Origin of the sequence: Solibacillus sp. FSL R7-0682 (genome assembly GCF_038005985.1) — a bacterium.
Taxonomy (GTDB): domain Bacteria; phylum Bacillota; class Bacilli; order Bacillales_A; family Planococcaceae; genus Solibacillus.
Genome location: NZ_JBBOUI010000001.1, coordinates 1,232,351 through 1,258,285 on the forward strand (window position 1 = coordinate 1,232,351; position 25,935 = coordinate 1,258,285).

Consider the following 25,935-nt stretch of genomic DNA (forward strand, 5'->3'; position numbering starts at 1 on the left):
GAATTTGATTTTTTGTATTTTTTTGATTAAAAGCAATATCGTTCTTCTCTTTGGTTAAGAACTTTCGATTGATTGAAAGTTCCAATATCGGAATTTTTAAATATTTATATTTATACACTAGGAGGCAACAATATGAAAAAAGTACTTTCAATTGCAACTGCAGCAGCAATGGCAATTAACATCGCAAGCGTTCCATTTAATGTACTAGCTGAAGAATTACCAAATCAAAATGATGCGAAAACCGCAATAGAAGGAGAAGTGGACATATCCTATAAAACGGTAGTTAGTAAATTTAGTTTGTATGGGAAAGACTTATTAAATGCTTATAACGAAGTTTTTAAAATGGATAACGCTAATATTAAAGCAATCGAGAATAATGGTGGAAGGTATTCTAACTCTTATCTTTCATATGCAATCGACGAGAATTTAACGACTCATTGGGAAACAGGGAAACCGAATAGTGAAAACTTTACGAATGAGGTAGTGTTTACTTTAAATGATTTAACTGAATTAAATCGTATTGTATACGCAGCACGACCAGGTGGAAAAGGCTTTGCCCAGGAGTTTGAAGTTTACGGCTCTACGACTGATGAGGGAGATAACTTCACATTTATTGCCGAGGGAGAATATAAAAAATCAGTAGGGGATGTCATTGAAATAAAATTCAACCCTACGCAATTTAAGCGTCTAAAGTTCGTGTTTAATAAAGCAAATCAAGATTGGGCAAGTGCAGCAGAATTTAGCTTTTATAAAGAAGATGCACTATGGGATCAAATGGCATCGTTATTTACCGATAGTAGTAAAAATGAAGTGTCAGCAAATTATAATACGGTAGAAAAACTAAATCAGTTCGAAAACGAGGTCAAATCGCATCCTTTATATGAACAATTTAAAGAAGATATTCAAAATGCTAAAGCCTTATTAAATACACAGCAAATAGAAGTGACGAAAGCGATTGCGAAGCCGTTTAATCATTATGGGAATGCTCACTACTCAGCGCTTTACAGAATGGACTATTCGAATATCCAAAGTATTACAAACAATGCAGGTCACTATAGTAGTGCTGTAATTGGGAACGCTGTGGATGGCAAGTTAGATACATATTGGGAAACGAACAAAGCGAATACATCGATTTTCTCGAATGAAGTAGAAGTAACATTTAAAGAGGCAGTTACGTTAGAACGCCTTATATATGGAGCGAGACCATCTGACCGTAAAGGCTTCGCTGAAGAGTTTGAAATTTATGCTTCTCAAACCTCTCAAGGGGATACATATCAACTTGTATCAACGGGTCAGCACAGCATGATAGCTGGATTAATAGAGGCAAAATTTGAACCTACTACATTTAAACGGTTGAAGTTTAAATTTAAGAAGTCAAATCAAAATTGGGCAACATTAGCTGAATTAGCCTTTTATAAAGAAGATGTAATCCAAAATAAAATAAACAGTTTATTTAAAGATGCTACGATGAGTGCAGTTGCGGACGAATACAGTACATTAAACCAAATCAATGAACTCGAAGAAGCAGCAAAATCGCATCCTTTATATGAAACATACAAAGAGAGCCTTGAGCAAGCTAAAAAAATTGTCAAAGGAGAGTTAGTGACAGCAGGAAGAATTATTGAAGCTGAACAGCACGGCAATATGGTCAGCCATGCTCAACAGAAGCTAAAAATGTCATATGGAACAAACAATCAACCAACAGGTATCTCGGCTAGAGCGGGTGAAAAGATTACAGTATATGTAGATGCCGATGCAAGTGGGCCTTTACCACAACTTGTCTTCACACAACAAGAAGGTAGCTGGAATGCATGGGCAAAATCTGTCAATTTATATCCAGGTAAAAATGAATTTACTGTTCCAACGATCTATACAGGAAATGTTACCCAAGGTGGACCAATTTATATCGTCAATCCTTATACCCCAGAGCAACAAACAAAAGCACCTATCATTCGTTTTGAAGGGGGAGAGAGATTCCCTATATTTACAAAAGATACGAATGTAGAGGAATTTAAAGCGTTTTTAACCGACTATAACAATCGATTAAATGAGGATAAAGCAGCACATCCTGATGTAAAAGAGCGTGAGTTAATTGATGTAGTAGAAATAGTAAGTGATCGAATTATCTTTACAGGCACAGCTTCACAAGCATATAACCAGTATATTACGAATAACCTTGATCCTTTGGCTACAGTAAATGGATATGATGTCTGGATCAAGAAGTTATTTGACTTCTCTGGTCTGGACGTAAGTAGTGAAGTGCATGATCCGAAACTTATTCGAGAAAATATACGATTGATGCAGCCATATGGTGCAATGTATGCCGCAGGCAGCCATACAGGCATACAACGAGGAACGGTTCCATTCATGTTCAGTGATTTTAGTAAAACTTATCCAGGGTGGGGGCTAACACACGAGATTGGTCATCGCATGGCTGTAGGTGTAAGGGAATATGGTGAAGTAACAAATAATATGGTATCGATGGCCATGTCTGTCGATTATAATTCCATTGATAACCGAATTCCATTTGAAAAAATGTATAGTTATTTAATCGCTGAAAACAAATCGGTAATGAGTGATTTATCCCTTCAAGAAAGATTAGGTGCCTTTTGGCAGCTTGAATTAGCTCACCCTGGCTATTGGTCAGAATTAAATAAATACTATCGTGATAGATCCGTATCACTCCCGAATGGTGATCTTTCTAAGCAACAATACTTAATTCAATTTTCTTCAGAAGTATTAAATCAAGATTTAAGTAGTTATTTTGCTAGACATGGGTTTACGGTAAATGAAGAAACAAAAGAAGCGGTAAGCCAATACTCTGCTCCTAAAAAAATCTGGTATTTAAATAATAGTGTAGTAGGTTATCAAGAAAATGGCTTTAATAAAGATGCTTCTGTTGATGTGAGTATAAAACGTAACGAAGCAAATGAAACAAATACATTAGCACTTTCGATAGATTCAACAAATAAAGAACATATCCTTGGATATGAAATTATTCGCAACGGTACGTTAATAGGGTTTACTTCTACTTCAACATTTGTCGATAAAAATTTGGATGTAAATGAAAACTATACTTATGAAGTCATTGCCTATGATAAAAAACTAAATAGCTTAAAACCCGTAGAAGTGAAAGCATTTAAGCCTACAATTTCCATTGAAGACGAGTTGACACTTAAACTAAACCAACAATTTAACCCAATTGATTTTGTGAAAGCTGTTGACTATCAAGGAAATGATATTACAGAAGAAGTCACAATTAACTCCAATGTGGATGTAACAAAAAAAGGGAACTATGAGCTTGTTTATTCGGTAAACAACAATGGTGTTACAGAGACGAAAACAACGCAAGTTACGGTAGTCAGTGATTTTGAATATGTATCGGATATAACACCTGTAGTAGCCAATATCGCGTGGGGAGGTTATAAAATCGATAAATCTCCATCTGGTGGAACAATTGGACTGATTCGTCAAGGACTTGAAACAACTTACGCGAAAGGAATTGGCGCGCATGCTAGGTCCGAAATCACCTATAACATTGAGGGCGAAGGTTTTGATTTCTTTGAAAGTTATATTGGTATTGATCAGGCGATGAGAGGAAATAACAGTTCATCTGCAAGATTTGAAGTTTGGGTAGATGGTGAAAATCGCTTTGTGAGTGATGTATTTGGAGCAAACATAAGTAGTGAATTTGTAAAAGTACCTGTAACTGGTGCAAAAGAAGTGAAATTAATTACAACAGATGCCGGAATGAACGGAAATACAGCTGACCATACAGTGTGGGCAGATGCAAAGTTGACAAAAAGCTCTAGTGTACCAGTGCTTAAGGTAACTTCTGAAGCAACGAAGCTTGGTCAGCCTATTGATATTAAAGGTCAATATTCAGCGATAGATGCAGAAGATGGTGATTTGACTTCGCAAGTAGTAGTGACAGGTATTGAAAAAGTTAACTTTAATAAAGCTGGTAAGTATGAACTTTTCTATACGGTAACTGATAGTGATGGAAATACAGTAACAGAAACGAAAACAATTGCAGTAGTAAACATGGAAGACTATCGCTACCTTTCAGATTTTGATTGGATGTCCACACAGAACAGTTATGCGGCTCCAAAAAAAGATAAAGCAACGAGTGGAAATAGTTTAAGATTAACAGCTAATGATGACAGCGAAATAGTTTATGAAAAAGGGATTGGCGCACATTCTAATTCGACAATCGTATATGATTTAACAACAAATAAAGATGCCGCTTACTTTACTTCATATGTTGGTGTGGATCGACAAATGTATAATACAGTAGGATCTGTAGTGTTCCAAGTATACGTGGATGGCGTAAAGCAGTTCGACAGCGGATTAATGACATCTAAAGTACCTCAACAATTCGTTGAAGTAAACATTTCGGGAGCAAAGGAATTGAAATTAGTCGTAACCGACGGCGGTAATGGAAATGGCTCTGACCATGCAACATGGGGAGATGCTAAATTCCATAATGCAAATGCGGATCGAGTATATACAGGTGATTTAGAAACTGTATTGGTAGCTGTGGAAGCAATAATTACAGAAAACTATTCGGAGACTAGTGTGCAAGCTTTACAAACTGCCATAGCAAAAGCGAAAGAAGTATTAGCAAACAAGATGGCGACACAAACAGAAGTAGATGGAGCATTAGCAGCCTTAGAAAACGCGAAAACAAATCTTGAGGAAATTGATTTAAATCAAGTAGTTACGATTAAAGATTCCAATTTGACCAATGCCATTAAAACTACATTAGGCTTACAAGGGGATATCACACTAAGTGATATGTATAAACTGACAAGCTTAACAAGCGAATCACAACGCGTACGATCTTTGGAAGGCTTGGAAAATGCTAAAAATTTAGAGACATTAAATATGATTGGAAATGAAATAACTGACTTCTCTCCCTTAAAAGAATTAAGTAAATTAACGACATTGTATGCTGATCCCCAGTTTGTTGAAATGGGAGAAGTAAAAGGTCCAGTAGTTAATGTAGACAATATAGTCATCGGTTTAGATGGAAAAAAAGTGAAACCTAATGTAGCTGAATATTTCCACACGATTAACAAAGAAGTCAAAGCGATAGATGTAAATGCATTGGATGAAAATCCAGAAACGTTTAAAATTGATCTTACAAACGAAGACAATGGTCTATATTGGCTTGGGCTTTCTTTTAAAATTGAAGAAAACACAGTCATGTTACGCTATTTGATTAATAACAAATAAAACTTAGCACTAAAATAACCGAAGCCCAGCTCCCTATTTTAAAAAAAGGAGCTGGGCTTTTTAGCTATGAAGTAATTCTAAGTTTAGGAGGAACCTCGGAATTTAATTTCCAGGTTTAAGTGGAATACGTAACTCAGCTTCGCGATTATGAATTGTATAATTTGAAATGTAAATGTCGATGTTTTTCTTGTCAAAATTCTTATATACATCCATACTTTGATTATTTTCGTCTCCAAAAATACCAAAAATAGTAGGTCGTCCATAATTTTTTTCCTTACCTTCTAGATAGAAGGTTTGATTAACCCCACCAAATTTGCGGTCTGGGCTTACGGATTCTACATAGAGGTTATTATCTTTCATATAATATTTCCATGAGATTGGATAACCTTTAATAGAAGTCGTTAAGCTTTGAGGTGTCGCTGATATATTAGTCAAACTGATTGGCTTGTCATGACCATTATACTCATCTACTCGGTGATTAGCGATAAACGTAATTGGTTGTCTAGCTAAAGATGTAATATCAATACCTTCAAGTTCAAAACGTAGCTCCGTCTTTTTAGGGTCTCTTGTATCCCACATGTTTCCGTTTAATAGAGTCCCACCTACATCAAGTTGATAGTCCATATAAGGAAGGCGAGGATAAGTCTTTTCATGATGAAGTACAAGGCGGACTTGGGTCGGTGTCACAATCATTTCACTAATTTCAGTTTTGTTAGGTACGTTTGGTACAGCGATCTTTAACACGTCTTTAAATGATCCATTTTCTACTTGTTTTTTAGATAGAGCTAAATTTAAGTTCCAAGTATTTTTGGCGGTAGCTAATGGATAATTATAGACTAGTTGAAATTGGGTCCCCTCTGCACGTAATGCATTAGTTTTAAATGTTTGCTTGTTTACATATTCACCTTGTTCACCTGGACCACCGTATACAGATGCTTCAACTTCTAAAATAGTATTCAAGTCATTTACAGCTTCGATATGAGCAAAACTGTTTTTCTCCATTTTTGTATCAGACAACATAATGGAAGAGATAAGTAATGTTTTATCTTCGGTTGGTTCAAAAGCTTGTATTCTTACACTTTCAATTCCATCTTTCTGAACGGTGAAGTTTTGGGTATTTGTATCTTTAGGATTGTAAGGAATAGTTTGCTTTTTATCATCGATGAATTGAATATTCTCTATTACAAACTGAACATCTGCTTTCTGTCCTTTTACAATCCAGTCCGTCTCAAAATAACCTTGAAATACACCGAGCTCATCGTTCCACTGGGTTGAATATCTACCTTCAATGAGCTCGCCATTTTGATCTTTAAGCCCGATATGGTCAAAGATTATATCCTTCCCGTTCCATGACTCACCGGCTTTTAAGCTATATAGTATGAAGGTTCTATTTTCGTCCATAAAAGCTGTCTGTACGGTCAATGTTATATCCTCTTTTGTAATGGATTGCTCAATTGCTTGTCCTAGTCCTTGCTCAAAAGCAGATTGAATACCTGCTCTATGGGTAAGTAATGTGGACCAGTCATAAGTTAATGCAGCATAGACTGGTGTAACCATCAAAGCTACTGCTAGTCCTACTACTAAAGCAAATCGTTTTTGTTTTCGAAGACGATTTTTAGTTGGATTAACATCAGGATTTTTTAGCTCATCTTGCTTAATACTATGCCACATCTGATCAAAATCAGGGTACGATATGTTATTTGGTTCTTTCATTTGGGTTTTTAGCTTGTTTTCAAAACGTTCCAAATTGATTCTCTCCCTTCAAGAATGAATGATGCTTGTAATCAACTTTTTTGCGTAGAATCTTCAATGCCTTATGAAGTCTCGACTTGACAGTGCCTACAGGAATATTTAAGGTTTCTGCAATTTCCGTCAATGATAGCTCACCAATATAGCGTAGTGTGATGACTGCCAGTAACTTCTCTGGAAGTTGCTTAAGTAGTTCGTCCCATTCGGCAGCTTCTGCTTTTTCTAGTAAAATGGTGTCTAACGATTTCACCGAGGAAATCATTTGTTCGTGTAACCGTTGTACTTGATTCTGCTTTTCTCTTTGGGTCTGATTCTTTTTAATAAGATTTAAGCAATGATTCATCGTGACGCGCATAAGCCATGCGCGTAAATGCTCAACATTTCTCCAATCTTGGCGAAAGACCGTAATAAATACATCATGGCATACATCTTCTGCATCTTGGGTGTTTCGAAGCATGTAATAGCAGGTACGGTATACATCTTTGTTATATAAATCGAATAAATCTCGTTCTGTCAATTTGAGACACTCCTTTCTTTGCGGTATACATTATAAACAAATGACTTTTGGAAAAGGTTCATTTTTTATCCCAAGAAAAAAGGGAACGCCTAAAAGATAGGCAGTTCCCTTCATTTATTCCTTAGTTAAGCTAAAGTTTGTTTATAAAGTTAGGCTACACGAAGTTCCTAACCCATATAAACACTATCACATGTTCCACCTATTGGTTCATAAAAACAATGTTGTTTAAATTGACCAGTAAAAGGTTGATTGTACCATGTTGGAGGACACTCCCCAAATGGATTAAAATACCAAAGGGCATATTTCGCTGGATGGACTCTCCAATATTCTAAATTTTGCCTAGCTAATCTTCGTTCAGTATCTCTTGCTCGTTGATAAAACATATTTCCTTTTTGTACAGCCTCAAAAGAGTAATTGTTTCCTTGCACTTGAAAAATAACGTCTTCAATTGTTCGGACATCTCTAAAGTCTAAACAATCTGCTATAGCACGATTAACGATTACATTGCCAACATATAACATCCCTTGCTTGCCTTCACCTTCAGCCTCTGCTCGCATCATCCTAGCCATTAAATCAACATCTGCTTCTCGGTATTTTATTCTTGGCATTTATTCACCTCATAGCTATAGTATGAAGAAAAGCCTAAAGTGATGTCATTTTTTAGATGCTTTTGTCGAACGTTTCTTGAAATGTTTTATGTAATTTTCTAAAATCCTTTTTTGTTTGAAGGTGAATTAATTTTTGATGAAAAGGCATCAATATTTCAGCAATTTCATCTTGGTATTTTTCCTCATGTTGATTATTCCATTTATGCATACTTTTAAGCATGTTTATAGTTGGTTTATAATTTGATTTTTCTATTCTTAAATACTGTTTAGCAAATCGTTTGTTAATTCGGTATAGTCTTACATATTTAGAAGGCTCATAGTATATAATTTTATGTGCTTCAGCTAGTAGTGGTTCGACCCAAGAATGTGTATGTACACCTTCTATAATCCAAGCATCTTCCTCTAATATAGTAGCGATAATATTTGTAATTGTTTCATCTGTACGTCGAATATCCCCGGTAGGATTACGCTCCCATACAATATTATCAATTTCAAAATAAGGGATAAAAAATTCTTTAGTAAGAGTTTTTGCTAAAGTTGATTTACCACTTCCTACAGGACCAATAATGTGAATCTTAACCATGTAACACACCTTCTCAACTGTCAACCTTGTTGTTTTTTTTATATGTAAATTTATACATTTATAGTAATCTATGATTAAAGCAAAATCAATTTTGCAACAAAGATAGTTATTTTTAAATAATCGAATTACCATATAAAGTGAATAGTTGATATTTTAGGGATGTTTAAAAATAGATAAGCAGGAGGAAATAGAGATGTGCTCAGAAATTAATTCACCACGTATTGTTGTTAGTGCTATTAGTTCATTGATTGATAGAACTATTGATATTCAAGTAATTGATTTACAGCCGCAACAGGAAATAGAAATAAGAGCAAGGCGGACAACTAATAGTTTGAAGCCATTATCTTTAGAATCTAATGCAAAATATAGAGCTAATAATGAAGGAATAGTCGATTTAAATACACAGCAACCTTTATCAGGTACATACTCGGGGATTAATGGGATGGGATTATTCTGGTCATTTGAAGTAGTGGAAGTGCAAGAAAATATTAAAAAGGATGATCGACCATCACACCCTTTATCACCGCACATTATTACGTTATCCCTTTTAATTGATCATGTTCTTGTTGATGAAGTTGAAATCAAAAGATTATGGCTAGATGAACAGATTTCCCGCTATTCAGTCAAAGAACATGGACTTGTTGGAACTTATTTTTACAATGAAAACATAACAACGCCTTTGCCAGGAATAATTATACTTGGTGGCTCAGAAGGTGGGATATATGAATATCCTGCTGCGTTATTAGCATCACATGGTTTTTCAGTGTTAGCCCTTGCATACTTTGGTGTCGAGAGTCTTCCTAAGAATCTAGTCAATATTCCACTCGAATATGTAAAAACAGCGATTGACTGGATGAAACAACGTAACGAAGTAACAAATGGCTGGTTAGGTATACATGGAACATCAAGGGGAGCAGAACTTTCATTATTATCAGCTAGTTTATTTCCAGAATTACGTGCTGCTGTAGCATTAAATGGATTCGCTGTCGCGTTTAGTGGCATTGTCCCTTGGACTGATGAAAAAACGCTTCCCCCAGCTTGGTTATATCAGGACAAACCACTACCATATCTCTCGCCAGAAAATCCGATAGCGGTAGCCCTTTCATGCAAAGATATGTGGAATGAACGAAGAGGAAATCCACTTGGACAATGGTATAGTGCTTTAGCATCTGATCCAGAAGCAACAAAGAAAGCAGAAATCCAGGTAGAGAAAATAAATGGACCTGTATTAATTATATCCGGAGAGGAAGATGATGTGGACACGGTTGGTCTCTCACAGAGGGCTATAAAACGGTTGGAAGAACATCGATCGCCTTATCCATATGACCACCTCATTTACCCTGGAGCAGGTCATTCAATCGGAATCCCTAATTTAATGATTGCCTATAAGCAAGGAAATACAAAGGATAATGCCTATGCAAGTAAAGATTCATGGGCAAAAACCATTGCCTTCTTTAAAAAAAGCTATTATAACTACATCATGAAGGAGGAAATTTTATGAATGTAAGAAGCGCAACATTAGAAGATGCACAAGGAATTGCAAAAGTTCATGTGGATACTTGGCGTACAACCTATGAGGGAATAATTCCTAGTGAATTTTTAGCAAAATTATCATACGAACAACGAACAATGCTTTGGCAACAAAATATTGCAAAACAAGATAATACTGTATTTATAATAGAAAATGATAAACAGCAAATAATTGGGTTTGGAGATACATGTAGAAGAGCGAACAATATTGATCTGAAGGCTACAGATTTAACCTCACTTTATTTATTACAATCTTATCAGGGAAAAGGGCTTGGGCGCCTTTTATTGAAGCACTATTCACCCGCATAAAAAATGAAGGCTATGAAAAAGTTTTTGTTGAAGTATTAGAAGACAATCCTACCCGATATTTCTATGAATACTTTGGCGCGCAATTTGTTAAAACAGTGCCCATTACAATAGGTGGGCAACGATTAAATGAATCTATATATGTGTGGCCTTCTGTAGATGAAGTACTAAGAAAATTAAACAGGGAATAAAAAATACGTTTTAGAAAGGGGATGTATCAGTTATGCAAATTCGTCCTATGCAAATAGAGGATATCGAACAGATGGAAGAGTTAATGGCCCAGTTAGGCTATCCTGCTTCAATTTCTATTTTGCAGGAAAGATTTAAAAGACTATTGCATTTACCGAACTATCATACATTGATTGCGGAAACAAATGGATCAGTTGTTGGATTAGTTGGCATGTGTCGACAAGATGCTTATGAGTTTGATGAACAGTATGTTCGCGTGCTGGCTTTAGTAGTGCATAATGATTTTCGTAGACAAAATATTGGTCAAAGCTTGATGCGAGCTGTCGAAGAGTGGGCGAGGGACAATCATTGTGTAGCCATTACATTAAACAGTGGGAATCGAGAAGAACGAATAGCCGCACATAAATTTTATGAATGCCTAGGATTTCTCGGAAAAAGCACAGGGTTTTCTAAAAGATTAACAGAAAACTAACTTTTAGGCTGAAATTTTCTATTTGTTAAATAAAAATGAGAATGCAAGACTTGTACAAAGTCTTGCACTTATTATCACTTTAATATTTATAAGATTGGCCACCATCTATCGGAATGACCACACCATTAATAAAGTTTGCTTGGTCCGAAAGTAAAAATGCTACTAAGTAGCCAATTTCCTCAGGCTTACCAAAACGTTTCATAGGGTTTGATTGAACAAATTGCTTACCGGCTTCTTCCCAATTTTCACCGCCTATTTGACGGAGTGAACCTTCTACCATCGGTGTCATAATTGCACCAGGTGCAATAGCTTTAATCGTAATCCCAAATTGACCGTATTCAACGGCAGAGTTTCGTGTTAAACCAACAACACCGTGTTTACTCGCTGCATAGCCGGATTGATTGCCGACACCGCGAATACCACCTACAGAAGCTGTATTGACAATTGAGCCAAAGCCTTGCTTTTTCATCTCTTTTAGCACAAACTTCATACCGTAGAAAACGCCATTTAAATTAATCGAAACAACTTTATGGAATTCTTCAATACCAAAGTCTTCCGTTAAATTTTGTTTTCCTTCAATACCCGCATTATTAAAGAAGCCATCAATTTTCCCAAACTTATCAATCGTTTGTTTTACAAAATTCTCGACTTCTTGTTCCATAGCAACGTTTGCTGTAATAAGTAGTGGGTCTATATTAGGAGCAATATCTGCCACTTTTTTCTTTGTTTCCTCCAAACCTGCCTGATTTAAGTCAACAAGTGCTAGCTTTGCACCTTCCATTGCTAATTGTAATGTGGCCGCCTGACCTAAACCTGATCCAGCTCCAGTTATAAGAACAACTTTATCTTTAAAACGACTCATCTATATACCTCCAAGTTAAACATTATATAAAGCGCCATCGATTGTGTAAGGCTTTGAACTAATGTAGTTTGCTTCATCCGATAATAAAAAGGCGATTAAGTTAGCTACTTCTTCTGGCTCACCGGTGCGTTTCATTGGAACAGCATTATTATAAGCTGAATGAGCGGCTTCAGCTGGTTTACATTTACTTATTCCAAATAATCATATTTCCGAGCTTCATCTGCATATGCTTGTGAAATTTGACCGTTTAAACCTTCCTCTTTGGAGACGTGTAATTCTTCTAGTGGCGAATACATGTCTTTATTTTCATCATCACTATATAAATCATTGTAATGGTCAAAATCGCCCTCAAAGTCTGCAGGGGTATCTGAATTTCCGTACTGGGCAACAATTTGGAATGAATCTTCATCATCTTGAAGTACGTCATTCGCCTCTCGATTGGCAAATGAATTATCTACTGGTGGAAGAATAATTTCTTCTTCAACAGGGCGATCTGTTGGAATAGCTCTCGCTTCCGTATCATTAATACAAAATTCCGTATACGGTATCGCAACTAAGCGATCATAAGGAATGTCTTCATGACATTTTGTGCAAACTCCATACGTACCATTTTCCATCCGTTCGAGTGCGGAATTAACTTGTGATAATAAATCCTCGCTATGCACCTTTAATGCTAAATCCTTTTCGCGGTCATATAATTCAGTTGCTAAATCTGCAGGGTGATTGTCAAGCGTTGATAATTCATCTGTTGAATCACGTAAGCTGCTATGGGCTGTTACTTCATTTTCTCGTTCATTTTTAACATTTATTAAATCGTTTTTTTGGTGGATGAGCATCTTTTTTAAATTAGCTAGTTGTTTGTCAGTGAGCATGGTCACACTTCCTTTCGTTCGTAGTATGGGCGAAATAATGGAAATTATTTAATATCTTTGCGTAATGAATGAAGTTCTACTTTCTTCATTCATTTTCAATAAAATAAGGCACTATAACCATTGATATCGTATAGTTCCATGCGTATGTTGCAATACTAGTATGTGTTAAAGCATCAATAATCGATTATTTAATTGTTACATTACTTACAGCAACGAGATAGTAGGAGGGAATTGGATTGGCAAGTACAGAAAATGCATTGTCCATTTTTGCTTTAGGTGGCATTAATGAAATTGGTAAAAATATGTATGTTATTGAATATTCAAATGAAATTATGATTATAGACTGTGGTGCAAAATTTGCAGATAAAAGTCTGCTAGGGGTGGATTTAATTATCCCAGAGCTTACGTATTTAGAAGAAAATAAAGACAAGATTAAAGGATTAATTGTAACCCATGGACATGAGGACCATATTGGCGGTATTCCGTATATGCTTAAAAAATTAAATGTGCCAATCTATGCTTCTCGATTTACGCTTGGATTAATCGAAATAAAATTAAAGGAACATAAATTACTTCGTGAAACGGATTTAATTGAGATAAATGCAGATTCTCGTTTAGAATTTAATCAAATTGCAGTCACATTTTTTAAAACAAGTCATAGTATTCCAGACTGCCTTGGGTTAGTTTTCCACACACCTGAAGGAAAAGTTGTCCATACAGGAGATTTTAAATTCGACTTAACACCAGCGAATGATCAGTCTTCAGATATTCATAAAATGGCGGAAATCGGGACGGAAGGGGTATTAGCATTAATTTCTGAAAGTACGAATGCAGAACGGCCTGGTTCCACACCTTCTGAACAATTAGTCGGTAGTCATTTAGAAGAAGAATTTATGAGAGCAACAGGGAAAATTTTTATTTCTACATTTGCATCAAATGTCAATCGGATTCAGCAAATCATTGATGTAGCCATTAAAACGAATCGAAAACTAGTATTGCTAGGGCGAAGTATGGTCAATGTAGTTTCTGTTGCCATGAGACTCGGTTACTTAAAAATACCAAATTGGATGCTTGTAGAAGCCCGTGATTTAAATCAAATTCCACCGGAGCGTGTAGTAATTTTATGTACAGGAAGCCAAGGAGAGCCACTCGCCGCCCTTTCTAGACTGTCTACTGGTAGTAATCGAGATGTCAAAGTTGTTCAAGGCGATACAGTTATTTTTGCTGCTTCACCAATTCCTGGGAACGAAAAGGATGTATCAAAAATCGTAGATAATCTCTTCCAGCTGGGAGCGAAGGTTATTTACGGAAGCTCAAGCATAACAGGAATGCACGTATCAGGTCATGGCTATCAAGAAGATTTAAAGCTTATGCTAACTTTAATGAAGCCGAAATATTTTATTCCAATTCATGGAGAGTATCGAATGCTCCATATACATCGTTTATTAGCCGAAGCAGTTGGCGTACAAAAAGATCATACTTTTATCCTTAAAAATGGAGAAATCGTTGATATTGTGAATGGGGTAGCGCGGCAAACTCGAGACATACCTGCAGGGGATACGTATGTGGATGGCATTGGGATTGGAGAAGTAGGAGAAATTGTTTTACGCGATCGGAAGAAACTTTCTGAAGATGGCATGTTGGTAATTGTTTTAACGATTAGTAAGTATGATGGCTCAATTATTACGAATCCAGATACAATTTCCAGAGGGTTTGTTTATGCGAAAAATTCTGAAGAATTAATTCTTGATATTAATGATTTAGCGAAAACAGCTGTTAGCAATTTTAATGAGGCAAATCCATATGCTATGAAAAAAGCAATTAAAAAAGCAGTGGACCAATATGTTTTTACATTAACAATGAGAAAACCAATGATCCTACCAATAATTATTGAAATTTAAGCTATTTAATCTAAATAATACTAAATGAATTGCAACTTAAAAACTGCCTTGAAAGGTCCTTTAAAAAGACCATATTCAAGGCAGTTTTTTTGTTTAAAGCATTTTTAATAATGCATCTTCACCGATCATTCCTTTGACAATGCCACAATTTTCAGCTTCATAGGTTACGGACTCAAGGGGTGCTTTTAATAAGTCATCGATCGTGCGCACGCCGACTGCTCGACCGGCAATAATCTTCCGGTCTGCTAACTTGTGATTTAAAAGTCCGACATCCAATGCACCGCACATAATATAACCGCGTTCATTTGAAATGGTCAGCAATGTCGTTTTTGGCAAATGAACCGTTACAGCAGTAAATAAATGTCCTTGAAGTTCAATTGTTTCCGTTGAGACTATATAAATCGCCCTCCTACAATATACATATGGTAAAGGTCCGAAAGGTGTTCGTTTTAATTTAATTTCGTAAAAAATGATTGTTTAGTAGAGGGATTTCGACATAAATTTTAATTCAATATACTTCTAAAGGACTAATATGATAGTAAGTAAGTTGCTAGATAAATAATAAAAATATATAAAAAAATATAAAATTTACTAGATTTTTCTGACAATTTTACCTATTATAAACTCATATTCTTTCTCTATAAAACATATATTATTATGTTTTTCTATTTAATATTTAGAGAAACGAATAACTTTTCTATTAAAGTAATAAAGCTCATTAAAAGAGAGAGAGGGGGAGCGATAATCTATCATATTAGGAACAAAAATTCAAAGTTTCCTAAATGCTCAAAAATAGTTGTTAATCAAAAAGGAGGAGTTGGGATTTGAAGGAAAAAGGATTTCGTAAACATTTCGCAATACTGTTAACTTTCTTATTGATATTCTCGATGCTTTCGCCACTAAACGCATCAGCAAATGAAGAAGGTGGCTCATTTAAGCATTCTAATTTTGATGAAAGTACGATGCTGGCAAAAGCAGCGATAGCAGAACAACTTAGAGTCCATACAGGGGCAGCTACTTTACACAAAGATTTACAAAATATATCAGGCAGTGAAGAAATTCCAGTCATAATTCATTTATCGGAAAAGCCTGTAGCCCTTGAAAAAGGGATATCGCAATTTAGTGGACGTTCATTTAGTAGCAATGCTGAAGCAATAGTAAAGGACAACGTAAACACTCAACAAGAACAAGTAATTAGTGAGATGAATGAAGAAAATGTTTCATTCACACAAGGCTATTCATTTGATACGGTATTAAATGGCTTTGCAGCGACTGTAAAGGCAGATGATATTGATAAATTAGTAAACATCGAAGGCATTACTCTAGTAGAGCCAGATGTTATCGTGCATGCTTCAGAAGAAGTGGCAAGTAGCGGTGATGATGACTTTAATCAGCAAGGACAAGTTAGTGCCTTTATGAATACGAGTAATTCATTCTTAGGTATTGAAAAGCTTTGGAATGAAGGCTATGAAGGACAAGGGATAAAAGTAGCCGTACTAGATACGGGTATTGATGCTTCACATCCGGAATTTGCTGGAATATATAAAGGTGGGAAAAACTTTGTTCCACATACAGGTTCAGATTATGCACGACCACGTGCTGATGATGATGCATCAGAAACTTCTCCGTTAGATCGCCCATCAAATCGACCTGAATTTAATACAAACGGTAGCGCGTTCTATACATCTCATGGTACTCACGTTGCTGGTACAATAGCAGCAATCGGTGCAAATGAGTTTGGAATTAAAGGGATTGCTCCTAAAGTGGATTTATATGCATACCGCGTATTAGGGGCGTATGGTAGTGGTTCAACTTCGGGCATTATTAAAGCAATTGAAACAGCTGTTATTGAAGAGATGGATGTGATCAATTTATCATTAGGTGGTGGGTCAAACTCTGAAACGGACGGAGCTTCATTTGCAATTAATAATGCTATGATGGCTGGAACGATTTCTGTAGTTGCAACAGGTAACTCTGGACCGAATCGTGGAACAATTGGTACACCTTCTACTTCTCGTTTAGGAATTGCTGTAGGAAATACAACAAATCCTGAATTAATGCATAACGGACAAGTAAATATTTCAATTGGTGACTTTGAATATTCTAAGCAGCTGGAGCTAATGGCTACAACATTTGGTCAAGATGTTGCAGTACAATTAGGAGATGAGTATGAGTTAGTAGCCATTCCTGGTGTCGGAAATGTATCAGATTTTGATGGCATTGACGTAGAAGGGAAAATCGCTCTTATTGCTCGTGGATCTATCGCATTTGTTGAGAAAATCGAAAATGCGAAAGCACAAGGGGCAGTAGGGACAATCATTCATAACTTTGCTGGTGGTACGAATGCACCGAATGTATCAGGCGTATTTTTAGGGGATTCATTTGACTTTATACCTACGTTTGATATGTCTGTAACAGATGGGGAAGCGATTCGAGCAGCATTAGCAAATGGAGAGGGCACAATTTCATTTGATTTGTTTGGCTCAGTTTCGACAGTAGGTGATCAAGTAAATGACTCGAGTTCACGTGGACCTACAACACCAAACTTTGATATTAAACCAGATGTAACAGCACCTGGTACGAATATTATGTCAACAATTCCGATGTACAAAGCAGATTTCCCAGATGCAAGTTACGGTCAAGCGTATGCCCGTAAAACGGGAACATCAATGGCAACACCTCACATAGCAGGGATTGCAGCACTTGTTAAACAAGCAAATCCTAGCTGGAGTGCATTCGATGTGAAAGTAGCATTATCGAATACAGCAAAAATATTGAATACAGCGGAATATGATGTATTTGAGCAAGGTGCAGGTCGTGTTGATGCCTATGCAGCTGCACATCCAAGTGCGCTTGCTTATGCGATTGATGAGGCGTTATTAGATAGTAGTGGTGCCATTGTTGAAAACTTAAAAGGTACTGTCACATTTGGTACACAATCGTTAAAAACAGGTCCGATATCTGTAACGAAACAAATTTTAGTGAAGGATTTAAAGGGTATTGGCGGAACGTATAACGTCTCTGTTGATGTTACAAAAGGTTTTGGAGATGCTGCAATTACGGTTGATAAGCCAACCTTTACGTTAAATGGCGAAGAACTTTTAACGGTTACTTTAACTGCATCACAAAATACAGCAGCGAAGCTTGGTGACGAACTGCTAGGTTATATTCATATTACGGCAGTGGAAGAAGATTTGAGTGATGTATCGCTTTCTGTAGATCGTACAGAATTAAATATGAAAAAAGGCGAGAACATTCAACTGAATGTTATAGAAACGACAACACCAGTTGCAAGTCCATATACAAATATTTCATTACCATTTGCAGTAGACTTTGGTGGAGTTGCACCAACAGAAATTCGCAATATGAGAATTTCTGAAACGGATCTTTCGTTTAATGGAGACGGTGTTAAAGATTCAGCTTTATTATCGTTTACTTTGACTGGAAATGTAACAACAAACTTCATTGAAATTTGGGATATTATGAATCCAGATGGTGGGGTTTACCAAGATGGTTATATTGGTTATTTACATGCAGGAAATTCATTAGCTGCAGGATCATACACGCTTAATGTTGGTGGACAATATGTTCCATGGGGTGGCACGGGAGCAGCAACAATTCCTGATGGATTATACACAATCGATTTCAATGCTTCTTCTTCTACAGGACCTGTTGGCGCATATGTTGGACCAATTGTTGTAAAGACAACAAAGCCTGAAATTACAGGTGAAATTACTGATGGAATCGCAAGTGGTCTAATTTCAGATAAATATATCGAGTATAATGATGCATTAGCACAATATGGGCTAAACTATGATTTAAATACGAAGCTTTCGGCTTCATATGTAGTAACAGAAGATGGTGTACCATCTGGAGCAGTGCCAATTACATTAAATCAAGATGGTTCCTATTCATTCGATTTGAGTACGTTAAATGTAGCAGCGCATAATGTTGTGACAGTAGTTGTTCAAGATGCTGCAGGCAATAATAATGAGGTAGTAATCTTCGATAGTGCTACATTACCAGCAAACCCAGCTACACCAGAAATGAAAGAGGAAACAGGTGAGCAAGAAGATTCGGAAGTACCAGAAGAGTCAGGTGAACCAGCTGATTCTGAAACACCAAAAGAGTCTAATGATCAAACAGACTTAGAAACAGAAAACGATTTAAATACAGCTAAAAACTCAACAACTCTAATCGCTTCATTAACACCAATTAAATCTGCATCATTAACAGAAGTATTAGAACAAGATTCATCCAATCAACAAAAAAGTGAAGAAGTAACTTCACAAATAGAAGATACTATTACTCCTATGATTGACATCGAATCACTTCCAAACTTAACACTTACTGAACCTATATTTAATGAAGTACCATATAGTGGTGATACAGTAGAACAAATTAATCAGTTAGATGGACCGGCAAGATATAACGTCGTTACATCTCCAACAGTTGAAGACGTTACACAACTTGCGACATATACTGTTGCTAATAACAAGGTTGCGACGGTTACAAGTCAAGGTTTAGTAACTGCTAAGTCTTCAGGTACTACAACAATTACTGTGAAATACGGCGGTAATGAAGTAAAGGTTCTTGTAACAGTTTCTAAAAAGGAGAAGCCAGTTAAACCTGGGAAGCCAGAAAAACCTGGAAAACCAGACAAGGACAAGCCAGGGAAACCTAACAATCCAGGGAAACCAGATAAACCTGGGAATTCAGGTAATCCAGGGAAACCAGATAAACCTGGGAATTCAGGTAACCCAGGGAACCCAGGTAATCAAGGTAAACCAACAAAGCCTTAACAAGTAGATTTATTTAAATTTGCTAATCAATAAAGATGTTTCAAACCCTTATATGATAAGGGTTTGGGGCATCTTTTTTATTTCTGTTTATTCGATTGCTGATTTTTATCATGATTCGTTTTATTGTTTTTATTTTTTGCCTTCGCATCGAATTCAGGTCCAAATTCTTCATTTAAGTTGTCGTTCGGGTTATTATTATTACTATTTGTTTTATCCAAATCTTTACTTCTGTAAATTTCAAAAGGGTTATGCGTTCTTTCATTCATTGTCTTTTTGTTATTTTTACTCATGATCGTTCACCTCCTAGTTTTTAATGTGTACAACTTGAAAACGTTCTATTCTTAGAATGCTAGCCGTTTCATGCTGTTAAATGGACAATCCCGTACACATAGTAGCATTTAAAAAACAAATTAATATTATACAACTAAAGAAATCTTTAACGTAAGTTCGTTCATTTATTTTAAAACGTGGCTTGCAACATTGATAGATCAATAGATAAGGGAGAGTATGTATGCCAGCTATTACAGGTGATCAGTATATTAAACGAATTGATCAGCTCCAGTCCAATGTTTGGATAGACGGAAAACAAGTAACAGGGAATATTTCGGAACACCCTGCTTTTAAGGGAATTATGAAAAGTCAGGCGGCATTGTATGATTTACAGCATGATTCTTCCCTTATAGAAGTGATGACCTATCCTTCTCCATTGACAGGAGATAGGGTTAGTTTGTCATTTTTACAGCCGAAATCAAAGGAAGATTTAGTGAAACGGCGAGAAATGGCTCAACAATGGGCAAAGTTGAATAATGGTTTGATGGGGAGAAGCCCAGATTACATGAATACGGCTTTGACGGCATTTGCCTCTTCGATCAATTTTTTAAAAGGAAAGGAAAACTGCTACCCTGAAAATTTAAAAGCATATTATGAATTTGTCAGGGAGAATGACTTGTCTTTAACTCATACTTTTATTGACCCACAAGTGAACCGTTCGAAGTATTATGTTGAATTGGATGACGAACCGGTAGCTGCATGCATTGTTGGACAAAATGAAGAGGGTATTATAATTAAAGGAGCAAAGCTACTCGCGACACAGGGTGGCATAACTGATGAAATATTAGTCATGTCAGCCAGCTGGAATACCGATGAAAAGTTTGGCTTTGCATTTTCACTTCCATGCAATACAGAGGGATTAAAGTTTGTTTGTAGAGCTTCCTTTGTTGGTGGAGATTCTCAATTTGATTATCCATTGAGCTCCCGATTTGAGGAAATAGATTCAATGGTTGTTTTCGACAATGTTTTAGTACCTTGGAGTCGTGTTTTTTATTGTAATAATATTGAAGTTTCCAATACATTTGTAAATCATTCAGCATTTCAATCTTTAACTCTGCATCAAGTAGTTGCTCGACAAATTATTAAAACAGAATTTATTTTAGGTGTAGCATTAGCGATTGTTGAAACGATTAATATTAGTGAATTTGTGCATGTCCAAGACAAGATTTCGGAAATAATTGTTGCACTGGAGACGATGAAAGCTTTTTTAATTAAGTCAGAGATTGAAGCGGAAATAGATGAGTATGGGGTTATGCGACCAGATATTCATACACTAAAGGTGGCCATTAATGTTTATCCGAAAATTTATCCGAGGTTTACTGAAATTATTCAACTATTAGGCGCAAGTGGTTTAATTAATATACCGTCAGAAACTGCTTTTCATAGTGAACTTAGAGGAGATTTAGATCAATATTTACAGTCGAAGGCACATAATGCAGAGGATCGCATAAAGATTTTCCGCCTTGCTTGGGATTTAACGATGAGTTCATTTGGTACGCGGCAAACAATATATGAACGGTTTTTCTTTGGGGATCCAGCAAAGTTATCTGGACAATTATTTAATTCATACAATAAAGAACCGTATTTAGAACGTGTACTAAATATGTTGAAAATAGAGTAGATTTTAAACCTTTACATTCATTAAAGTATACCCGATTGTGCATAAACAATCGGGCGCTTTTGTTGTATTCATCAGAGGTATTCTTTAGCAAAGGACGATAATTTTTACTGGAGTTGTTTGCGCTGGAATACTTCTAGTTGTTGCTCCATAAATGACAACTAAATTTCTGTTTGCAGGGCTATTTGTAAAAGACTGTGAATTTGTTAATAGAATAGGTGTCTGTGGAGAAAGGTTTATTTGTAACTGTCCATCACTACTTATTAATTGCCAATTAAAAAAATCAACTTTTACATTTTGATGAGGTTGTTCTTTTACAATGACAAGTGCAGCATATTGAGGAGGATAGATGAGTGGAACAGGGGAATTCCCGTCATAATAACCAGTAATTCGATCCCCAATCGCTAATGTCTCATGATCCACTACATAAGTAGATGGAGCTACAACAAAATTAACAATTCCACCTTGATGATTGCTCACCGAAAATAACTTATAGCATCCTGTATTATTGGTAGCTGTAGTCATAAAGTCTGAAATATTTGTAACAGTACCTTGAAAGGATTGAAATTGAACCATTTTAATTAAAACCTCCATTTAAAGTGGAATCCATCATTTTACAGTATGCGATAAGTGAAACGATGTGCTAGCTAAAAGCGAATTATTGTCTTTTATGAATTGCTCTATAAAAGTTTGGACAAGCTATATAAAAGACTATTTAAATGATTGGGGGAACTGTTATGTCTTCCATAGAAACAGTTAATTGGATAAAAGCGCAAATCAAACGCACAAATGAATTAACAGAGAAGAATCTCGAATATGAAGATAAACAGGCAAAGTTAATTTACATTAAGCCCCTTATTAATCAGGAACTACTTCAGCAAATTATTATTAAGCCTTTTTTTGAGATGTCTACGGAAGAGCAATTTAAACAATATCTACACGCATTACCACAGTTTCAGGAAATTAATTCAAAAGATCAGCTTCAATTAGACATCATGAATGGAAATGTCCTCGTGTTCATCCAGGAGGAGTTTTACTTAGTAGATATTAAATTATCAACTAATGATCAAGTAAATACAACATCTGTTGAAACGACTATCCATGGCTCCCAAATTGCATTGAGTGACAATCTCATGACGAATATAAATGTTATTCGCTCGAATTATCATCAGCCTTCCTTATTCGTTGAATATCATCATACAGGAGAAGTGAATAAACATAAAGTTGCAATCATATATGATCAAGCGAAAGTAAAAGAGGATGTTTTAGAGATAATTCAAAAGAAGCTTGGGAAAGTAGATAAACAACTAATTACATCAACTACTCAGTTAAATAATTATTTAAACAATAAGCAAATCTCTTTATTCCCGCAAATGATGATGACTGAGCGACCTGACCGTATAGTATACAATTTGGCTGGTGGTAAAGTTGTTTTAGTAGTGGATGGAAATCCACAAGCGCTCATTGCACCAGTGTCCTTTTTTGATTTTATGACGACAATGGAAGACAATTACCATACATTTTTAATTTCTCTATTTCTTAAATTTCTTCGATATGCGGGGTTATTCATCAGTATCCTTCTACCGAGTTTGTATATCGGCATTACCTCATATGCACCTGAAGTATTTAGAACAGAAGTAGCTTTAGCAACAGCTGGCAGTAGGGTAGGCATCCCCTTTTCTTCATTTATTGAGGTATTATTTATGCTATTTTTCATGGAAATGCTATTAGAAGCAAGTATACGACTCCCAAAGGCAGTTAGTGCAACTGCTACAACTGTAGGAGGGCTAATTCTTGGAACAGCCGTGACGGAAGCCTCGCTGGCATCCGATATTATGGTCATAATCGTTTCAGCAGTAGCCATTTCAACCTTTGTCATCCCAGTAAATGAAATGGCATTTTCGATTCGTGTTGTAAGGCTAGTCTTCATACTTATCACAAGTCTATTAGGTTTAGCGGGATTAACACTCGGTTTTTATGCCTTAATTATGTATTTAATTAGTATAGACAGTTTCGGACAACCATACATGAAATTAGATCTTTCACCGAAAAAAAAGTCGAAATCGGAGGGACAAACTTGAGTCGATTTTATTACTACTTAATATTAATTAATATGGCGGCTAATATTATCGCCTCAGTCCCAGTTATTCTACTAAACCATCATAAGGATGGCGCAGTTTCTTCTATGCTTATTTCAATAGTAGTTGGTATTATTCTTGTCATTGTCTATACTCGTTTTTTTAATTCCTTTCCAGGGATGACGTTACCAGAACTATTGAAAAAAACTACGGTCAAATGGTTCTATCAACCATTTGTATTTTTTTTAGCTGTCATATGGTTTATAGCTGGTTTAATTACATTAATCACCTTTACGTTTCTGCTTATTCGTTTTTTAACACCGCAAATGCCGATTATTCAAATTAGCTTAACCATTATCTTGTCTGTGATTTTCGGATGCTTAATGAAAACTGAAAGAGTGTTGTATACAGTTGAATTGATCTTATTAATTACTATTCCCCTAATTCTTTATATCTTTTTTAAAGCGTACAGTAGTGATAATTTGCAATGGGATTTTGTTAAGGAAGCAGCTTTATATGTAAATCAAATGCCGAATTTCAACGCATTTTCCGCTAGTTTTTATTTATTTTTAGGGTCTGCCAACTTGTTTCTCTTTAATCGTTTTTTTACCGAAAAACAAAACTTTGGATGGAAGCAAATAATCATCATAGCATTTATATCTATTACAACATTGTTTACGACATACTTTATCCCGATTGGCTTTAATGGTTTCGAAAATATTAATGAACTTATATACCCGTGGATTGCAACATCCGATTCTTTAAGGATGGAGTTCTTTATTATTGAGCGTGTACTATTTGTCTTCTTATTGTTTTATTTAGGTATCGCCTTCTTAAGTATTCTTGTTCACTGGCATGTTTCAATGGAGTTTTTAAAATTTGTATTCAAATTAGATAACATTAAATACAAGGAAAATATCATTGGTAAATTCTTTCCGATTCCTTTCTTTATAGGGATATCTTTATTTTGTGTGCGACAACTAAACGAATATGAATTATTCCGTTATACAACTTATTTTTATAACGTATTAGTCTTTATTTTTCCGGTAATGGTCGTTTTATTTTTCTTTATAAAAAGGAGGATGAAATATGCCAAATAAGTACTTAAAAGCGAAGCGATCCTTGTTAATATTTTTTCCTATTTTCCTTCTACTTATGGGCTGTGAATTTAAAGATATTGATAAAGATGTATTTGTCGCTATGATTGCAATAGACAAATCGGATGAAGAAGATAAACCTTATAAAGTAACGTTAAAGCTTTATGAGCCAACTGGTTCCTTTAAACAGGCAACTAAACCAGAATATTCCTATTTGACGCAAACAGGGGAAACGATATCTGAAGCAATCCGTATTTTAGAATCCTATTCTGATAAAAAACTGGAATTTGGGCACTCAAAGCTAATTGTAATTGGAGAAGATCTTGTTTTAGAGGATGGAAAAAACGGGGAAATATTAGATTTCTTGATAAGAAGACCGGATATACAAATGATATCTTGGATTTCTGTTGGAAGACCTACCGCAGAAGAAATAATTAAAACCGTTCCACAGGGTGAAACTGCTGCCTATCCAGAATTATTCAATTACTTTGATCATAATGGGACAGAAAGTCAATACATTGTTACAACGTATTTATATATTTTAAGAAGAAATATGAAGGAAGAGGGGATCGATACGGTTGTACCAATAATAGAAATTAGCCATGAAAATTCGCACTTTATAATTAATAAGTCTTATCTATTAGCCAACAGGAAAAAGCCACATGAACTTAACACACTAAATACATCACTTTTTAACATGCTAACCAATAATACAAATTATTTAGACCTTGTTATAAATGAGGATGGAGAACATTTTATTGCGAAAATCGATACTTTTAAATCTAAATATAATGTAAACGTACAAAATAATGAAAACATAAAAATCGATATAGAAATAAGTTTATATGGGTATATATCCGAATCAATAAAACCATTGAAAAATAAGGAACTAGCCCATTATAATGAATTGCTCAAGAGGGAATCGGAAAAGAAAATTACTGAATTTTTCAATGACATGATTAAAACGGGATATGACCCCTTAGGATTTGGAGTTAATTATAAATCTAAAACACTTCATAATAAGCGAATGAGTAATACTGAATGGAAAGAAGCTTATAAAAATGCGGAGGTTAATGTGACTATAAAACCTGGTCTTAAAAGTACAGGTTCAATACAATAAGGAATTTTTGTGCTATGAGGAAATTAAATTATTTGAATATAAGTCCACACTTTACTTAATTTG

At 35.5% G+C, this 25,935-nt stretch carries 20 protein-coding genes; 10 read left to right on the plus strand and 10 right to left on the minus strand.

Annotated features, from left to right (window positions below):
* The first annotated feature begins 132 nt into the window (after positions 1 to 132).
* On the plus strand, positions 133 to 5,238 hold the full coding sequence (locus MKZ17_RS06235) for an NPCBM/NEW2 domain-containing protein (protein WP_340722894.1): 5,106 nt from the start codon (positions 133 to 135) through the stop codon (positions 5,236 to 5,238).
* Between the two features lie 102 nt (positions 5,239 to 5,340).
* Here the strand turns inward: MKZ17_RS06235 and MKZ17_RS06240 are convergent, their stop codons facing one another.
* The 4 genes from MKZ17_RS06240 to MKZ17_RS06255 all read right to left on the minus strand — a co-directional run bounded on the left by MKZ17_RS06240 (position 5,341) and on the right by MKZ17_RS06255 (position 8,695).
* Positions 5,341 to 6,984: a DUF4179 domain-containing protein gene (locus MKZ17_RS06240; RefSeq protein ID WP_340722895.1), complete on the minus strand. Its 1,644-nt coding sequence runs from the start codon at positions 6,982 to 6,984 to the stop codon at positions 5,341 to 5,343.
* On the minus strand, positions 6,971 to 7,504 hold the full coding sequence (locus tag MKZ17_RS06245; protein WP_340722896.1) for an RNA polymerase sigma factor: 534 nt from the start codon (positions 7,502 to 7,504) through the stop codon (positions 6,971 to 6,973). Before MKZ17_RS06245 ends, MKZ17_RS06240 begins: the two co-directional genes overlap by 14 nt.
* A gap of 167 nt (positions 7,505 to 7,671) precedes the next feature.
* Positions 7,672 to 8,112: a cell wall hydrolase gene (locus tag MKZ17_RS06250; RefSeq protein ID WP_340722897.1), complete on the minus strand. Its 441-nt coding sequence runs from the start codon at positions 8,110 to 8,112 to the stop codon at positions 7,672 to 7,674.
* 52 nt (positions 8,113 to 8,164) lie between these two features.
* Positions 8,165 to 8,695: a DNA topology modulation protein FlaR gene (locus MKZ17_RS06255; RefSeq protein ID WP_340722898.1), complete on the minus strand. Its 531-nt coding sequence runs from the start codon at positions 8,693 to 8,695 to the stop codon at positions 8,165 to 8,167.
* Between the two features lie 193 nt (positions 8,696 to 8,888).
* Between MKZ17_RS06255 and MKZ17_RS06260 the strand changes: the two genes are divergently transcribed.
* The 3 genes from MKZ17_RS06260 (at position 8,889) to MKZ17_RS06270 (ending at position 11,192) form a co-directional block, all read left to right on the plus strand.
* Positions 8,889 to 10,196, plus strand: coding sequence for an acyl-CoA thioesterase/bile acid-CoA:amino acid N-acyltransferase family protein (locus MKZ17_RS06260; protein WP_340722899.1), 1,308 nt, complete (start codon positions 8,889 to 8,891; stop codon positions 10,194 to 10,196).
* Entirely contained in the window at positions 10,193 to 10,534 is a 342-nt protein-coding gene (locus MKZ17_RS06265) for a GNAT family N-acetyltransferase (protein ID WP_340722900.1), read from the plus strand. Before MKZ17_RS06260 ends, MKZ17_RS06265 begins: the two co-directional genes overlap by 4 nt.
* 220 nt (positions 10,535 to 10,754) lie before the next feature.
* Complete coding sequence (locus tag MKZ17_RS06270; RefSeq protein ID WP_340722901.1) at positions 10,755 to 11,192, plus strand: GNAT family N-acetyltransferase; 438 nt, start codon at positions 10,755 to 10,757, stop codon at positions 11,190 to 11,192.
* 79 nt (positions 11,193 to 11,271) lie between these two features.
* Here MKZ17_RS06270 and MKZ17_RS06275 read toward each other — a convergent pair whose 3' ends face one another.
* The 3 genes from MKZ17_RS06275 to MKZ17_RS06285 are packed head-to-tail and all read right to left on the minus strand — an operon-like array spanning position 11,272 to position 12,926.
* Positions 11,272 to 12,054: an SDR family oxidoreductase gene (locus tag MKZ17_RS06275; RefSeq protein ID WP_340722902.1), complete on the minus strand. Its 783-nt coding sequence runs from the start codon at positions 12,052 to 12,054 to the stop codon at positions 11,272 to 11,274.
* 15 nt (positions 12,055 to 12,069) lie between these two features.
* Entirely contained in the window at positions 12,070 to 12,246 is a 177-nt protein-coding gene (locus tag MKZ17_RS06280; RefSeq protein WP_445326940.1) for an SDR family oxidoreductase, read from the minus strand.
* A complete protein-coding gene (locus MKZ17_RS06285) occupies positions 12,243 to 12,926 on the minus strand; it encodes a TraR/DksA C4-type zinc finger protein (RefSeq protein ID WP_340722903.1) in 684 nt (227 codons plus the stop codon). The genes MKZ17_RS06280 and MKZ17_RS06285 overlap by 4 nt, the downstream gene beginning before the upstream one ends.
* Positions 12,927 to 13,162: 236 nt before the next feature.
* On the opposite strand from MKZ17_RS06285, the gene MKZ17_RS06290 reads away from it, so the two are divergent.
* Positions 13,163 to 14,827 carry a ribonuclease J gene (locus MKZ17_RS06290; RefSeq protein WP_340722904.1) on the plus strand — a complete coding sequence of 555 codons (1,665 nt, stop codon included), beginning with the start codon at positions 13,163 to 13,165 and terminating at the stop codon, positions 14,825 to 14,827.
* A 93-nt stretch (positions 14,828 to 14,920) separates the two neighbouring features.
* Here MKZ17_RS06290 and MKZ17_RS06295 read toward each other — a convergent pair whose 3' ends face one another.
* Entirely contained in the window at positions 14,921 to 15,223 is a 303-nt protein-coding gene (locus tag MKZ17_RS06295) for a YunC family protein (protein WP_340725505.1), read from the minus strand.
* 428 nt (positions 15,224 to 15,651) lie between these two features.
* Between MKZ17_RS06295 and MKZ17_RS06300 the strand changes: the two genes are divergently transcribed.
* Positions 15,652 to 19,629: a S8 family serine peptidase gene (locus MKZ17_RS06300; protein WP_340722905.1), complete on the plus strand. Its 3,978-nt coding sequence runs from the start codon at positions 15,652 to 15,654 to the stop codon at positions 19,627 to 19,629.
* Between the two features lie 77 nt (positions 19,630 to 19,706).
* On the opposite strand, the gene MKZ17_RS06305 is transcribed toward MKZ17_RS06300, so the two are convergent.
* Positions 19,707 to 19,919, minus strand: coding sequence for a hypothetical protein (locus MKZ17_RS06305; protein ID WP_340722906.1), 213 nt, complete (start codon positions 19,917 to 19,919; stop codon positions 19,707 to 19,709).
* A 221-nt stretch (positions 19,920 to 20,140) separates the two neighbouring features.
* Between MKZ17_RS06305 and hpaB the strand changes: the two genes are divergently transcribed.
* A complete protein-coding gene (gene hpaB / locus MKZ17_RS06310) occupies positions 20,141 to 21,580 on the plus strand; it encodes a 4-hydroxyphenylacetate 3-monooxygenase, oxygenase component (RefSeq protein WP_340722907.1) in 1,440 nt (479 codons plus the stop codon).
* A gap of 84 nt (positions 21,581 to 21,664) precedes the next feature.
* Here the strand turns inward: hpaB and MKZ17_RS06315 are convergent, their stop codons facing one another.
* Positions 21,665 to 22,153, minus strand: a complete 489-nt coding sequence (locus MKZ17_RS06315) for a hypothetical protein (protein WP_340722908.1) — start codon at positions 22,151 to 22,153, stop codon at positions 21,665 to 21,667.
* Positions 22,154 to 22,314: 161 nt separating this feature from the next.
* Here MKZ17_RS06315 and MKZ17_RS06320 point away from each other — a divergent pair, with 161 nt between their 5' ends.
* The 3 genes from MKZ17_RS06320 to MKZ17_RS06330 are packed head-to-tail and all read left to right on the plus strand — an operon-like array spanning position 22,315 to position 25,872.
* A complete protein-coding gene (locus tag MKZ17_RS06320; RefSeq protein ID WP_340722909.1) occupies positions 22,315 to 23,658 on the plus strand; it encodes a spore germination protein in 1,344 nt (447 codons plus the stop codon).
* On the plus strand, positions 23,655 to 24,755 hold the full coding sequence (locus MKZ17_RS06325) for a GerAB/ArcD/ProY family transporter (protein WP_340722910.1): 1,101 nt from the start codon (positions 23,655 to 23,657) through the stop codon (positions 24,753 to 24,755). Before MKZ17_RS06320 ends, MKZ17_RS06325 begins: the two co-directional genes overlap by 4 nt.
* Entirely contained in the window at positions 24,745 to 25,872 is a 1,128-nt protein-coding gene (locus tag MKZ17_RS06330; protein ID WP_340722911.1) for a Ger(x)C family spore germination protein, read from the plus strand. Before MKZ17_RS06325 ends, MKZ17_RS06330 begins: the two co-directional genes overlap by 11 nt.
* Positions 25,873 to 25,935: the final 63 nt, after the last annotated feature.